The sequence below is a fragment of the Lysobacter concretionis Ko07 = DSM 16239 genome (assembly GCF_000768345.1).
In the GTDB taxonomy this organism is placed as follows: Bacteria; Pseudomonadota; Gammaproteobacteria; order Xanthomonadales; family Xanthomonadaceae; genus Novilysobacter; species Novilysobacter concretionis.
Genome location: NZ_AVPS01000001.1, coordinates 472,565 through 486,029 on the forward strand (window position 1 = coordinate 472,565; position 13,465 = coordinate 486,029).

13 protein-coding genes are annotated in these 13,465 nt (G+C 65.8%); 6 read left to right on the forward strand and 7 right to left on the reverse strand.

The window, feature by feature from the left end; all coding sequences use genetic code 11:
- Positions 1 to 450: 450 nt before the first annotated feature.
- Positions 451 to 3,186 carry a preprotein translocase subunit SecA gene (secA, locus tag N792_RS01970; protein ID WP_036191984.1) on the forward strand — a complete coding sequence of 912 codons (2,736 nt, stop codon included), beginning with the start codon at positions 451 to 453 and terminating at the stop codon, positions 3,184 to 3,186.
- A 296-nt stretch (positions 3,187 to 3,482) separates the two neighbouring features.
- Positions 3,483 to 4,526, forward strand: coding sequence for an 8-oxo-dGTP diphosphatase MutT (gene mutT / locus N792_RS01975; RefSeq protein ID WP_036191987.1), 1,044 nt, complete (start codon positions 3,483 to 3,485; stop codon positions 4,524 to 4,526).
- Between the two features lie 461 nt (positions 4,527 to 4,987).
- On the opposite strand, the gene coaE is transcribed toward mutT, so the two are convergent.
- The 4 genes from coaE to pilB form a co-directional block, all read right to left on the reverse strand.
- Positions 4,988 to 5,626 (reverse strand): dephospho-CoA kinase, encoded by a 639-nt coding sequence (coaE, locus tag N792_RS01980; RefSeq protein WP_036191989.1) that lies wholly within the window; start codon positions 5,624 to 5,626, stop codon positions 4,988 to 4,990.
- 138 nt (positions 5,627 to 5,764) lie between these two features.
- The gene (locus tag N792_RS01985) at positions 5,765 to 6,628 is read right to left on the reverse strand and encodes a prepilin peptidase (RefSeq protein ID WP_036191991.1); all 864 of its coding nucleotides are present in this window, start codon (positions 6,626 to 6,628) and stop codon (positions 5,765 to 5,767) included.
- Positions 6,629 to 6,687: 59 nt separating this feature from the next.
- Positions 6,688 to 7,950, reverse strand: a complete 1,263-nt coding sequence (locus N792_RS01990) for a type II secretion system F family protein (RefSeq protein ID WP_036191993.1) — start codon at positions 7,948 to 7,950, stop codon at positions 6,688 to 6,690.
- A 316-nt stretch (positions 7,951 to 8,266) separates the two neighbouring features.
- Positions 8,267 to 9,994: a type IV-A pilus assembly ATPase PilB gene (gene pilB / locus N792_RS01995; RefSeq protein WP_036191997.1), complete on the reverse strand. Its 1,728-nt coding sequence runs from the start codon at positions 9,992 to 9,994 to the stop codon at positions 8,267 to 8,269.
- Between the two features lie 278 nt (positions 9,995 to 10,272).
- Here pilB and N792_RS02000 point away from each other — a divergent pair, with 278 nt between their 5' ends.
- Together N792_RS02000 and N792_RS02005 are read left to right on the forward strand one after the other, a co-directional pair.
- Positions 10,273 to 10,554, forward strand: a complete 282-nt coding sequence (locus N792_RS02000; RefSeq protein WP_036192000.1) for a type II toxin-antitoxin system RelE/ParE family toxin — start codon at positions 10,273 to 10,275, stop codon at positions 10,552 to 10,554.
- 9 nt (positions 10,555 to 10,563) lie between these two features.
- Positions 10,564 to 10,860, forward strand: a complete 297-nt coding sequence (locus tag N792_RS02005) for a HigA family addiction module antitoxin (RefSeq protein ID WP_036192002.1) — start codon at positions 10,564 to 10,566, stop codon at positions 10,858 to 10,860.
- A 45-nt stretch (positions 10,861 to 10,905) separates the two neighbouring features.
- On the opposite strand, the gene N792_RS02010 is transcribed toward N792_RS02005, so the two are convergent.
- The 3 genes from N792_RS02010 to N792_RS14255 form a co-directional block, all read right to left on the reverse strand.
- Complete coding sequence (locus N792_RS02010; RefSeq protein WP_224743902.1) at positions 10,906 to 11,340, reverse strand: DUF1643 domain-containing protein; 435 nt, start codon at positions 11,338 to 11,340, stop codon at positions 10,906 to 10,908.
- Between the two features lie 22 nt (positions 11,341 to 11,362).
- Entirely contained in the window at positions 11,363 to 11,497 is a 135-nt protein-coding gene (locus N792_RS14250; RefSeq protein WP_255516726.1) for a hypothetical protein, read from the reverse strand.
- A gap of 188 nt (positions 11,498 to 11,685) precedes the next feature.
- Positions 11,686 to 12,144 (reverse strand): pilin, encoded by a 459-nt coding sequence (locus N792_RS14255; RefSeq protein WP_036192005.1) that lies wholly within the window; start codon positions 12,142 to 12,144, stop codon positions 11,686 to 11,688.
- Positions 12,145 to 12,579: 435 nt separating this feature from the next.
- On the opposite strand from N792_RS14255, the gene N792_RS02020 reads away from it, so the two are divergent.
- Positions 12,580 to 12,858 carry a type II toxin-antitoxin system RelE/ParE family toxin gene (locus N792_RS02020; protein WP_036192015.1) on the forward strand — a complete coding sequence of 93 codons (279 nt, stop codon included), beginning with the start codon at positions 12,580 to 12,582 and terminating at the stop codon, positions 12,856 to 12,858.
- A 21-nt stretch (positions 12,859 to 12,879) separates the two neighbouring features.
- Complete coding sequence (locus N792_RS02025; RefSeq protein ID WP_425478830.1) at positions 12,880 to 13,158, forward strand: HigA family addiction module antitoxin; 279 nt, start codon at positions 12,880 to 12,882, stop codon at positions 13,156 to 13,158.
- Positions 13,159 to 13,465: the final 307 nt, after the last annotated feature.

A 13,465-nucleotide genomic window follows, 5' to 3' on the forward strand; every position in this document is an offset into this window, starting at 1 on the left:
CGGAGACATGCCTCCGCCACTCCTGCGACCGAAGCATGTCGCGAAGGGCAGTCAGCGATGGACAGCGCAGCCCTGGCTTCGCGTAGGAGCGACGTCAGTCGCGACCCCTACGGCGCATCCTGCATTCGCGGGCTCACGGCTGGCGTCGTTCCCACGGCGAAACCGCCGGTTGCGCGCGAGACCCGCCTGAAATCGGCGCGGCCCGGCAATGCCGCCCATCTTCCACATCCGATGCTGGCGTGCGCCCGCCCTTGATAGGCGCTCGTCCGCCCCCACGCTAGAATGGGTGTTTGCCAAGACAGGGCGCACGGCGTCCTGTTGTTGTTTTCGCTCCTGTCTTTGCGCCCGTCGTTCCCGTTTCTGTCGGTCGTGCAACCTGGCAGGTGTGTGGCCAGTTTTTGCCTCTTACCCTGCTCCGGCTTGACCGCCTGACCCGTCCTGGACCCATCAATGCTCACCAACCTGCTTACCCGTGTCTTCGGCAGCCGCAACGAACGCCTGCTGCGCCAGCTGCAACGCACCGTCGTCAAGATCAACGAGCTCGAGCCCGAGATGGAGAAGCTCAGCGACGCCGAGCTGCAGGCCAAGACTCCCGAGTTCAAGCAGCGCCTGGGAGATGGCGCGACCCTCGACCAGATCCTCCCGGAGGCCTTTGCGGTCTGCCGCGAAGCCTCGCGCCGCGTGCTGGGGATGCGCCACTACGACGTCCAGCTGGTCGGCGGCATGGTGCTGCACCTGGGCAAGATCGCCGAGATGCGCACCGGTGAGGGCAAGACCCTGGTCGGCACCTTGCCGGTCTACCTCAACGCCCTGACCGGCGACGGCGTGCACCTGGTCACCGTCAACGACTACCTGGCCCGGCGCGACTCGGCCTGGATGGGCAAGCTGTACAACTGGCTCGGGCTGTCGGTCGGCGTGGTCTACCCCGGCATGCCGCACGGCGACAAGGCCGAGGCGTATGCGGCCGACATCACCTACGGCACCAACAACGAGTTCGGCTTCGACTACCTGCGCGACAACATGGCGCTGTCGAAGGAGGACCGCCACCAGCGCGGCCTGAATTTCGCGATCATCGACGAGGTTGACTCGATCCTGATCGACGAGGCGCGCACTCCGCTGATCATCTCCGGTCCGGCCGACGACTCGCCCGACCTGTACATCAAGGTCAACCGCATCGTGCCGTCGCTGACCCGGCAGAAGGAAGAAGACGGCGAGGGCGACTACTGGGTCGACGAGAAGGGCAAGCAGGTCCACCTGTCCGAAGAAGGCCAGGAGCACGCCGAGCAGTTGCTGCGCGGCGCCGGCATCCTCGGCCCGGACGAGGAGGACGGCCTGTACTCGCCGCAGAACCTCGCCGTCGTCCATCACCTCAACGCCGCCCTGCGCGCGCATGCGATCTACCAGCGCGATGTCGATTACATCATCCGTGATGGCGAGGTGGTGATCGTCGACGAGTTCACCGGCCGCACCCTGGCCGGGCGCCGCTGGTCCGACGGCCTGCACCAGGCGGTGGAGGCGAAGGAGGGCGTGCCGGTCCAGCGCGAGAACCAGACGCTGGCCTCGATCACCTTCCAGAACCTGTTCCGCATGTACAAGAAGCTGGCCGGCATGACCGGTACGGCGGACACCGAGGCGTTCGAGTTCCAGAGCATCTACGGACTGGAAGTGGTGGTGATCCCGCCCAATCGCCCGGTGCAACGCATCGACAGCCCGGACGCGGTGTTCCTCAACCGCGCCGGCAAGTACCGCGCGGTCGCGGCCGAGATCAAAGCCGCCCACGCCAAGGGCCAGCCGGTGCTGGTCGGCACCACCTCGATCGAGGTGTCGGAAATGCTCAGCGACCAGCTGCGCGAAGCCGGCATCCACCACGAGGTGCTCAACGCCAAGCAGCACGAGCGCGAGGCGACCATCGTCGCCCAGGCCGGCCGTCCGGGCGCGATCACCATCGCCACCAACATGGCCGGCCGCGGTACCGACATCGTGCTCGGCGGCTCGGTGGAGAACGAGATCGCGGTGCTGGAAGCGGAGACCGGAGAGCCCGTCGACGAGGCCACCAGGGCGCGTCTGAAGGCCGAATGGCAGGTCCGCCACGACGCCGTCAAGGCCGCCGGCGGCCTGCACATCGTCGGTACCGAACGCCACGAGTCGCGCCGCATCGACAACCAGCTGCGCGGCCGCGCCGGTCGCCAGGGCGATCCGGGCTCCTCGCGCTTCTACCTGTCGCTGGAAGACAACCTGATGCGCATCTTCGCCGCCGACTGGGTGCAGCGGGTGATGGAGCGCATGGGGCTGAAGGAAGACGACATCATCGAAAGCCCGCTGGTGAGCAAGCAGATCGCCAACGCGCAGCGCAAGGTCGAGGCGCACAACTTCGACATCCGCAAGAACCTGCTCGACTTCGACGACGTCAACAACGACCAGCGCAAGGTCATCTACGGCCAGCGCAACGAGTTGCTGGAGGCCGAGGACGTCAAGGACAACATCGACGGCATCCGCGAGGACGTGGTCGCCGAGCTGGTGGCCCGCTTCGTCCCGCTCAACTCGATGCACGAGCAGTGGGACCTGCCGGGGCTGGAGGCCGCGCTGGCCGAGGACTTCAACCTGCAGCTCGACGTGCAGGGCTTCGTGAACGGCCGCGAGGAGATCGACTACGAAGCCGTCACCGACTTCGCCATCGACGGGATTGCCAGGCAGGTGGCCGAGCGCGAGGCGCAGCTCGGGCCGGAAACGACCCGCATGCTGGAAAAGCACTTCATGCTCAACGTGCTCGACCAGAACTGGAAGGAGCACCTCGCGCAGATGGACTACCTGCGCCAGGGCATCCACCTGCGCGGTTACGCGCAGAAGCAGCCCAAGCAGGAGTACAAGCAGGAAGCGTTCATCCTGTTCTCGGCCATGCTGGAGAAGGTGAAGCACGAGGTCATCTCGCTGCTTGCCCGCGTGCGCATCCGCAGCGAAGAGGAAGTCGCCGCGCTGGAAGCCCAGGAGCGCGCCCAGGCCGCCGCCAAGGCCCAGCAGATGCAGTTCCAGCACGCCAGCGCCGGCGGCTACAGCGCCGACGAGGAAGCCGCGCAGGCGCAGGCCACCCAGGCCGGCGCACAGGGCTTCCCGAAGGTCGGCCGCAACGACCCGTGCCCGTGCGGCAGCGGCAAGAAGTACAAGCACTGCCATGGACAGCTGGCCTGACCCAGGCGCTTGCGCGCACCCTCATCCGCCCCCGGATCAAGCCCGGGGCAGGCTCTGCGGGCACCTTCTCCCGCCCGCGGGAGAAGGAAGGGGTGTGGTGTTGCCGCAGCTCGTCTCCCCCTCCCGCTTGCGGGAGAGGATCGGGGTGAGGGCGCGCCAAACGGAACTTGCGACGCATCCGTCGTCCCGCCCGCCCCCGGATCAAGTCCGGGGCAGGCTCTGCGGGCACCTACTCCTGCCCGCAGGAAGGGAAGCTGTTCGACCTCTGGGATGCGCACCGGCACCGCTGTCACCAAATGACTGAGCACCCGCCCGCCCGCATCGTCCAGGTCGTCGCCGGCGTCATCCGTGACGTGCGCGGCCGCATCCTGCTGAGCCGACGCACCGAGGGCCGGGATCTGGCCGGCCTGTGGGAGTTTCCCGGCGGCAAGATCGATCCGGGCGAGTCGCCCGAGGCCGCACTTGCGCGTGAACTGCACGAGGAGCTCGGCATCCGGGCCGACATCGGCGTGCCGTTGATCACCGTGCCGCAGCTCTACCCCGACAAGCGCCTGACCCTGGACGTCCGTCATATCGGCCAATGGGCCGGGACCGCCACGGGCCGCGAAGGCCAGGCGCTGGCGTGGGTTCCTCCGCATAAACTCGCCCGCTACCCGATGCCACCGGCCGACCGTCCCGTGGTCGCGGCCCTGCAGCAGCCGGCGCTCTATCTGGTGACGCCGGACGTCAACGGACTGGTTGCCGGGGAGGCGACTGCGCCGTCTTCGGCGGAAGCCCCGCAGATGCCCGCAGGTGGCGATGGTTTCAGCCCAGCCGAACGCCGATGGCTGGATGCCCTCGACCGCGCGCTGGCGCAAGGCATCCGTCGGGTGCAGCTGCGCGCTCCAACGGCCGATCCCACGCGCTGGCCGCTACTGACCGCCGCCGCGGCTGCCCGTTGCAGCGCCGCGAACGTGGAGGTGCTGGTCAATGGCGATGCCACGCTGGCGCGTTCGCTGGGGGTCGGCCTGCACCTGCGCGCGGATCAACTCGCATCCCATGACCGCCGCCCGGTGGCCGATGACGTGCCGCTGGCCGCTTCCTGCCACACCGTCGAGGAGTTGCGCGCCGCCGAATCCCTCGGCTGCGATTTCGCCGTCGTCGGCAGCATCCGGCCCACCGCGAGCCACCCTGGCGCCGCCGGTATCGGCTGGGACCACTTCGCCCGCCTGCGTGAACACATCAGCCTGCCGCTGTACGCGATCGGAGGCCTCGGCGCCGGCGACCTCCCCCAGGCCCGGCAGCACGGCGCGCAGGGAATCGCCGCCATCCGCGCGCTATGGCCGGTCGCGACGGACTGAGCTGCCTGCCGCCGTTGTTTCCTGTAGGAGCGGCTTCAGCCGCGAATGCGCAGGCATTGCCGTTGCCCCGTTCCAGATCCGAAGCCGGACGCCGTGAATCGGGGAGCAGATGGAGACAGGAGGTGACGTACGGGTCGCGACTCACGTCGCTCCTACGACCGCGGTAGTACAGGTCGCGACTCACGTGCCCAGAAATCGCGATGTTTTGTAGGAGCGACGTGAGTTGCGAACGCGCGGAGTCGTGACATCGACGCATCCCACCCTTGCCTGCGTGTACGTCGCCGCGCATCAAAAATACGGCGCTCGTCGTTGCGTTCCGGACGGTGGAAAAGATCTACAGGTCGCGACTCACGTCGCTCCTACGGCCGCGGCAGGACGCCTTGGCGGGTCGGCCCGCTCTGTAGGAGCGACGTGAGTCGCGAACGCGCGGAGGTTGCCCGTTGCCCAGTTGCTTCCCCGCGCTATCGCGAATCGGACCCGGCGGCGACACCGCCCGCCGCCAGTGCACGGTACTGCCGGTCCAGCGCCGCCACCTGCTTGCTCAAACCCTCCAACGGTCCATCGTTGACGATCACGTCATCGGCGATGGCCAGCCGTTCGGCGCGGGTGGCCTGGCTGGCGATCATCGCTTCCGCCAGCGTGGCATCGACGCCGTCGCGGCGTACCAAACGCGCGTGCTGCACCTGGACAGGAACATCCACGACCAGGATCCGCGACAGCCACGGGTAGACTTCCCGCCCGCCGCCCTCGGCCAACAGCGGGATCGCGGCCATCGCGTAGTCGCCGCCGGCCTGCCGGCACAAGGTCCCCACCCGGGCGCGGACGCGCGGGTGCACGATGGCCTCCAGGCGGCGGCGTTCCCCGGCGTCGGCGAACACCCGCGCCCGCATGGCCGCGCGGTCCAGGCTGCCGTCGGCGGCCAGCACCCCGGCTCCGAATGCCGCGACCACTTCGGACAGGCCTTCCGATCCGATCGCGACCACCTCGCGCGCGGCGACGTCGGCATCGGCGACCACGACCCCCAGCGTCTCGAACCGGCGCGTGACCTCGGACTTTCCGGATGCGACTCCGCCGGTGACGGCAACGATGTATTCACTCATGCCGCGCAGGATGCCATGCCGGAGAAGCGTTGCAGAGAGGCGTCCGGCAAAGCGTGCCCGGAGATCGCATCCCTGACGATGGAAGGGCGGTCCTTCCCGGGCGGCGCTGGACAATCCGCCTTCGCGGGGACGACGGCTTTAGCCCAGTCCGGCAAGCCGCAGATACCCGTCCACCATCTGCTCGCCCCAGAAGAACACGATCCAGCCAGCGACGGCGAGGTAGGGGCCGAACGGGATCGGCGTGGCCTTGTCGCGGCCCTTCGCGGCCAGCCAGATCGAGCCGATGATCGCCCCGACCAGCGACGACAGCAGCACCGTCGGCAGGATGCCCGACAGCCCGGTCCAGGCGCCGATTGCGGCCAGCAGCTTGAAGTCGCCGTGGCCCATGCCTTCCTTGCCGGTGATCTGCTTGAACAGCCACCACACCACCCACAGGCTCAGGTAGCCGACCACCGCGCCGATCAGCGCCGGTTTGGCCGGCATGTACAGGTTGTCGACCGCGGCGATCAGGCCCAGCCACATCAACGGCAGGGTGAGCTGGTCGGGCAGCAACTGGGTGCGCAGGTCGATGCCCGACAGCGAGATCAGGAAGCCGGTGAACACCATCGCCCCGAAGCCCTGCCAGCCGAAGCCGAAGCGCGCCACGCAGGCAACCATCAGCACCGCGGTCAGCAGCTCCACCAGCGGGTACTGCACGGAGATCCGCGCCTTGCAGTTGCGGCAGCGCCCGCGCAGGGCCAGCCAGCTGAACACCGGGATGTTCTCGTACCACGACAACTGGTGCTTGCAGTGCGGACAGTGCGATCGCTCCACCACGATGCCCGGCGGCGGCGGATCGTAATCGTCCGGCTGGCCCAGCACTTCGCGGCTGTCGCGCTGCCACTGCCACTCCATCCGCTTGGGCAGGCGCAGGATCACCACGTTCAGGAAGCTGCCCAGCAGCAGGCCGAAACCGGCCACCAGCGGGTAGCCGATTTCGGGGTTCTGGTCGAGGAATGCCATCTAGGAGCGTGCCATCTGGAAGCGGGTCGTCGGGAAACGTGCCATCTGCGAAAAGTCCCTCAACCCACCACCGCGCCGAGCTTGAAGATCGGCAGGTACATCGCGATCACCATGCCGCCGACGACCACGCCCAGGAACACCATGATCATCGGCTCCAGCAGGCTCGACAGCGCATCCACCGCGTTGTTGACCTCCTGCTCGTAGAACTCGGCGACCTTGAACAGCATCGTGTCCAGCGCGCCGGCCTCCTCGCCAATGCCGACCATCTGCACCACCATGTGCGGGAACTGGTTGGTCTGCTTCATCGCCATGTTGACCGAATAGCCGACGGCGACGTCGTCGCGCACGCGGTTGACGGCCTTCTCGTAGACGATGTTGCCGGTCGCGCCGGCCACGGTGGTCAGGCCTTCGACCAGCGGCACGCCGGCCTTGAAGGTCACCGCCAGCGTGCGGGCAAAACGCGAGATCGCCGAGTTGTGGATGATCTGGCCGACCACCGGCACCTTCAGGATCAGGCGGTCGAGGAAGTACTGGAACGCGATCGAGCGGTTCCTGACCATGATGAAGGCCACCACCGCGCCCACGCTGGCGAGCAGCAGCAACCACCACCACGCCACCATGAACCGGCTCAGCTTGATGATGAGCATGGTGAACGCCGGCAGCTCGGCGCCGAAGCTGGCGAACACGTCCTCGAACATCGGCACAACGAACACCAGCAGGATCGCACTGACGATCAGCGCCACCGCGACCACGGCGGCCGGGTAGAACATCGCCTTCTTGATCTTGCCCTTCAGCGCCTCGGTGTTTTCCTTGTAGGTCGCCACGGTGTCGAGCACCGTCTCCAGCACACCGGCGGACTCACCCGCCCTGACCAGGTTGCGGAACAGCTCGTCGAACTCCACCGGATGCTTGCCCAGCGCCTCGCTCAGCGACGAACCGCTCTCCACGTCGGCGCGGATCGCATTGACCAGCTTCTGCATCTTCGGATTCTTGTTGCCGCTGGAGATGATCTCCAGCGCACCGACGATCGGCACACCGGCCTTCATCATCGTGGCGATCTGGCGCGCGAAGATCGCGATGTCCAGCGGCGTGACCCGCTTGCCGGCGCTGCCGAACAACGGCTTCGGCTTGACCTTCACCACCTTGGGCGTGATGCCCTGGCGGCGCAGATCGGCGCGCACGAAGTTCGCGTTCTTCGCGGTCTGCTCGCCCTTCATGGTGACGCCGCGCTTGTCGGTGCCTTCCCAGACGAACAAGGGTGTCGCTTCCGCGCGGCGCACCGCGACGTCGGGCTTCTTGGCAGCAGAACGGGTAACGGACATAGCGTGGGTCCCCAGTGACACTTGAAAGTTCGAGCAATGCGGCGCGCCGTCACCGGCCCGCCATCCCCGGGCATCCGTGGCCTTCCCCGGCACCGGATGCCCGGCACGTTCCGCAGCTCACCATCGGAACATGCCGCTGGCCAGCATATCCTGACCTTCCATGTCGCGATAGCAACGCCGGTCACAACTGCGCCGCGGGTCGGGTCGCGGCTGAAACCGTTCCTGCGTTGCCCATGCTCCCTGCAGGAGCGGCGTAAGCCGCGAACGCGCGGGTGTCACATGGAGTCCCGGCCCAGAGCCCTGCGCCGAAGCCCGATCAATCCTTCGTCACCCGGTTGATCTCCGCCAGGCTGGTCACCCCGTTGCGCACCTTCATCAGTGCGGACTGGCGCAGGTCGCGCACGCCGGCGGCTTGTGCGGCCTCGGCAATCTGCATCGCGTTGCCGCCGGCCAGCACGATGGCCTGGATCTCGTCGCTCATCGGCATCACCTGGTACACGCCGGTACGGCCCTTGTAGCCTTCGGTGCAGTCCGCGCAGCCCACGGCTTCGTAGATCCGGAACTCCGGCGCCGCGATCTCCTCGGCGGTGAAGCCTTCGGCCAGCAGCGCATGCTCCGGCAGCTCCACCGGCCGCTTGCAGTCGTGCAGCCGTCGCGCCAGGCGCTGGGCGATCACCAGTGACACCGACGAGGTGATGTTGAACGGCGCCACGCCCATGTTCATCAGGCGCGCGATGGTCTGCGGCGCGTCGTTGGTGTGCAGGGTCGACAGCACCATGTGGCCGGTCTGCGCGGCCTTGATGCCGATCTCGGCGGTTTCCAGGTCGCGGATCTCGCCGACCATGATCACGTCCGGATCCTGGCGCAGGAAGCTGCGCAGCGCCGCGGCAAACGTCATGCCGCGTTTGGGGTTCATCTGCACCTGGTTGATGCCCGGCACGCGGATTTCCACCGGGTCCTCGACCGTGGAGATGTTGCGGGTCTCGTCGTTGAGGATGTTCAGCGCGGTGTACAACGACACCGTCTTGCCCGAGCCGGTCGGGCCGGTCACCAGCACCATGCCGTAGGGCCGCTTCACCGCCGCCAGGAACAGGTCGCGCTGGTCGTCCTCGTAACCGAGCTTCTCGATGCCCAGCCTGGCCGCGCTGCCGTCCAGGATACGCAGCACGATCTTCTCGCCGAACAGCGTCGGCAGGGTGCTCACGCGGAAGTCGATCTGCTTGGTCTTGCTCAGGTTGAGCTTGATGCGGCCGTCCTGCGGCACCCGTTTCTCGGCGATGTCCAACTGCGCCATCACCTTCAAGCGCGCGGAAATACGGGCCTGCAACTTCACCGGCACCCGTGCCGCCTGCTTCAGCAGACCGTCGATGCGCAGCCGCACCCGGTATTCGGTCTCGTAAGGCTCGAAGTGGATGTCCGACGCACCGCGGCGAATCGCGTCGACCAGCACCTTGTTGATGAACTTGACCACCGGCGTGTCGTCGGTCTTGGCTTCGACACCATCGTCGGAGGACAGGTCGTCGTCGCCGCCGACATCGAGGTTCTCCAGCCCCTCGTCGTCCCCGCCCATCGCATCGCCGAGAGCATCCGCGTTTTCCAGCCAGCGGTCCAGGTGGCGCTTGATGCTCTCCTCGTCGACCAGGATCGCCTCGACCGTGAAGTTGGTCTGGAACTTGATCTCCGACAACGCGTGGGTGTTGGTTGGCTCGGCAATGCCCACAAACAACCGGTTACCGCGCCGGAACAACGGCAGCACGCGGTGCTTGCGCAGCAGCTCCTCGTTGACCAGCTTGACCGCCGACTGCTCCGGGTCCATCGCCGCCGCATCGAACAACGGCACCCCGAACTCGATCGAATTGGCGGCGGCAAGATGCGCCGGCGCGACCAACCGCTTCTCGGTGAGGTAGGTCGCCAACGGCTTGCGCGCGTCCGTCGCCCCGGCCATCGCCTCGCGCGCAGAGGCCTCGGTCAGCGCCCCGTCCTGCACCAGACGGCGGGCGATACCGGTGATGCCCATCAGGTTGGGAGTGGCGACAGCGTTCATGGTGATCCCCTGTGGTTCCGTGCGGACAACTTTACTGCAAACACGCGCACGGCCGGCGGGCGAGAGGGTTGCCTGCAAGGTTCCTTGCGTAGTCGTGGCCGCAAGAAAAAGATGCCTTGTCTTTGGCCGACCCCGGATGGGGCCCTGACGAGGACGACGCAGCACCCCTCAAGGGCGCAGCCTGTTCCACCCGGCTCCGTTACTGACGATTTGCGTTAGTGACGCTTGACGTCAGTAATGGGGGGCGGTATTGTTTTTCGCAATGCCAAGGAAAGCCAATGTCCATTCAGTCCTTCCAGTGCGCCGAGACCGAAAGTTTTTTCAACGGAAGAACGGTCAAAAAATTTGAGGGTTTTAAAAAGGTTGCAATGCGAAAACTCGCCATGCTCGACGCCGCCAAGGCGTTGAATGATCTGCGAGTTCCGCCAGCCAATCGGCTGGAGCCTCTCCGGGGTGACCGGGAGGGCCAGCACAGCATCCGGGTCAATGACCAGTTTCGTGTGTGTTTCATCTGGGCCGATGCCGGCCCTACCAACGTCGAAATCTGCGACTACCACTGAGGCAACGTCATGCGTTCTGTTCCCTATCCCCATCCGGGCGAAATTCTGCTTGAAGAGTTCCTGGTTCCTCTTGGAATCAGCCAATACAAGCTCGCCAAGGCCATTGATGTGCCGCAGACGCGCATCAGCGCGATCATCGCCGGCCGTCGCAGCATCACGGCGGATACGGCCCTGCGCCTGGCCAGGTTCTTCAGCATGTCCGATAGCTTCTGGATGAACCTGCAGGTCGGTCACGACGCTGCGCAGGCCAGGGATGAACTGGCCGATGTGCTGGCCCATATCGAGCCCTACGAGCACGCAGCCTGAACAGCGCGATGGCCTGAGACATTCCCTGCCACCGACTTATTGCCTTCACAACGGGACGGGCCGCAGGTCCGCGCGCTTGTACAGCGGGTGTCCGGGCCGGCCGCTTTTCAGCTTGACCAAACAATGCGGGGCTGCAAGGAATGGCAGTACCGCGAGCTCACGGCCCAGGTACGCGCCGGTATCGATCCAGGCGCACACGACCAGTTCGGCCTGCGACTGGAGCATCCTGAGGTGGACGTCGTTGTCGGGGCCGACGGGGTCCTGCGCCGTGTAGAGGGCGGCGGGATCCTTCGAGCGGTAGGCGAACAGGTCGCCCAGAAATAGCCCGCCATAGCCCCAGCGTTTTGCGTAGTTGATGCACACACGCGAGGTGTTGTCGTCGTTTGAAGCGTCCGCCGTCGATGGGTTGAGGCCGATGAACAGTACCAGCGGCGCGCATTGTCCCAGACGCGACGCAGCTGATAGCGGTATTGCCCGCAAGCGGAAATCACGGCGGAGGTTTTCATGCGCGGATATCGTCCACGACCTTTCCCGAGATTACCGTCGCGTTCTTCACCCCTGGCCAGGACTGTGCGGTGGCGGCTGCCTTGGTATGCGGCGTGATGCCGGGTTCAAAGACCGGATAGGGCGGTGGCATGTCGATTCTCCTGGGCGAGTGGGCCGCACCGAGGGTATCCCGAACGCAAGCGGGAGTGCGGCCAACAAAAAACCCCGGCGGGTGCCGGGGTTTTTGTGTTGCCAGGAAGGCGAGGTCGAGTGAATCGGGTGCCTTTTACTTCAGGGTTGCCGATTCAAGTGGAAATGTTCTCTGACCCCTTTCCTGCCTTAGCCGCGGCACTCAGCGGGGAAGTACTTCTCTACACCTGCGGTAACGGTGCACTTCCACACGAGCGCGCCGGTATAGGTTGCGGCAACTGGCGTCGCGCCGTCGTCCTCATAAGGGGTGAAAGTAGCCGATGCGCCGTCCAGGGCCGTATCATTAGTACCTTGAACCGCGACAGCAATCACACCGTTTGTCACCGTTACACTCTCTACGTAGGTTGACTTGATGTTTGTCGCAGTCGTGTCAATTCCCGCTTCGGTGTTGGTTGCCGGCAATGCGCCCTTGGATTGGTGGTACTCGGCAACTGATGTTTTCGCGGCCGCAGCGAAGCCAATGACCTCAGTCATTTTTGCGCGCTTGGTGTAGTCGGAATAAGCCGGCAGCGCAATCGCGGCCAGGATGGCGATGATCGCAACAACAATCATCAGTTCGATCAGGGTGAAGCCTTTCTGGTTCTGCATGGTGTTTCCCCTAGGAGTGATGGTGGTTCACGTGCCGTCCGGGCCGGGCTTTCCGGTCCTCGGGCTGCCGCGCCTGGTTGGCACGTGCCTGTAAGACTAAGCATTTAGCGTGCCAATGGGCGGTTTGCGGGGAGTTTTCTGCGAAACTGAAGCGAGGATCACGTTTGGCCGGTGCGTGTGACCGGTTAAGGTGACGGTAATGGTCGCTTTCTTCGGGTTAAGTGACGTATTGCGTCACTTTTCGAGGCGGTCACCCTCGCGCCGCATCGAGGCAGGGTTCGCGAGGGCGGGCGCGCATGGCTGCTCATGGTCGGAAAGCGACGTCCCTGGGTGCCCGCCTTCGCGGGCATGACGGGGGAAGGGCGGGGATGGCGGGGTGGTGAGTGGGTTGGCAGGCCCGTCGCGTCGCGTACCGTTACGCGCTACACTTGCGGCATGATAATCGGCTTCCGCCACAAAGGGCTTGAAACCCTGTATCGCACAGGGTCTGTCCGGGGGGTGCAAGCGGCGCATGTCGCCAAGCTGGTACGCATCCTGGCCGCGCTTGATGCGGCGGCATCTCCAGCGGAGTTGAGCCAGCCCGGCTACAAGCTCCATCCCCTCAAGGGAGGGCTGAAGGGCCACTGGTCGGTCTGGGTGAATGGCAACTGGCGGGTCACGTTCCGGTTTGTCGGTGCCGACGTGGAGTTGGTGGATTATCAGGACTACCACTGAAATGAGGTCGCAATCATGATGATGAAGAGCCACCCCCACCCCGGCGAGCTGCTGCGCGAAGACGTGCTGTTGCCGCTCGGAATCGAAGTCACCGACGCCGCGCAGCGGCTTGGCATGTCCCGCACTGCGTTGTCGCGTGTCATCAACGGTCATGCCGGCATCAGCCCGGATCTGGCGATCCGGCTGGAGCGGGCTGGAGTGAGCACGGCCCGGTTCTGGATGGCGCTGCAGACCAACTACGAGCTGTCGCGAGCCGAGCAGCGAGGGCAGCCGGCCGTGCAGCGGCTGCAGGCGGCGTAGCCGGATATCAGACGTATTTGGCCCGCAGCTGATCTCGATTCGCCCGCAGGGCGCGTTGATCAAGAGCATGAAGCTGGGCAATAGGGTCAGAGAACATTTCGCGCCGCCCTGCCGGGGTTGATCGCGGCCAGGAAGGCGTGAGTCCGTGGCCTGGCCTCCGTTATTGGCGTGCGGCCTGCTCCTTGCCCCCCCACTGCCCTTCGGGTGTCGTCGATCAAGCCGCCCCATCCCGTTGCGCGCTGGCTTGGGCGGGCTGTCAGGCCTTTAATTGCGGGGCGCGTGACGCAAATCGGCCTTTAGAAGCAGG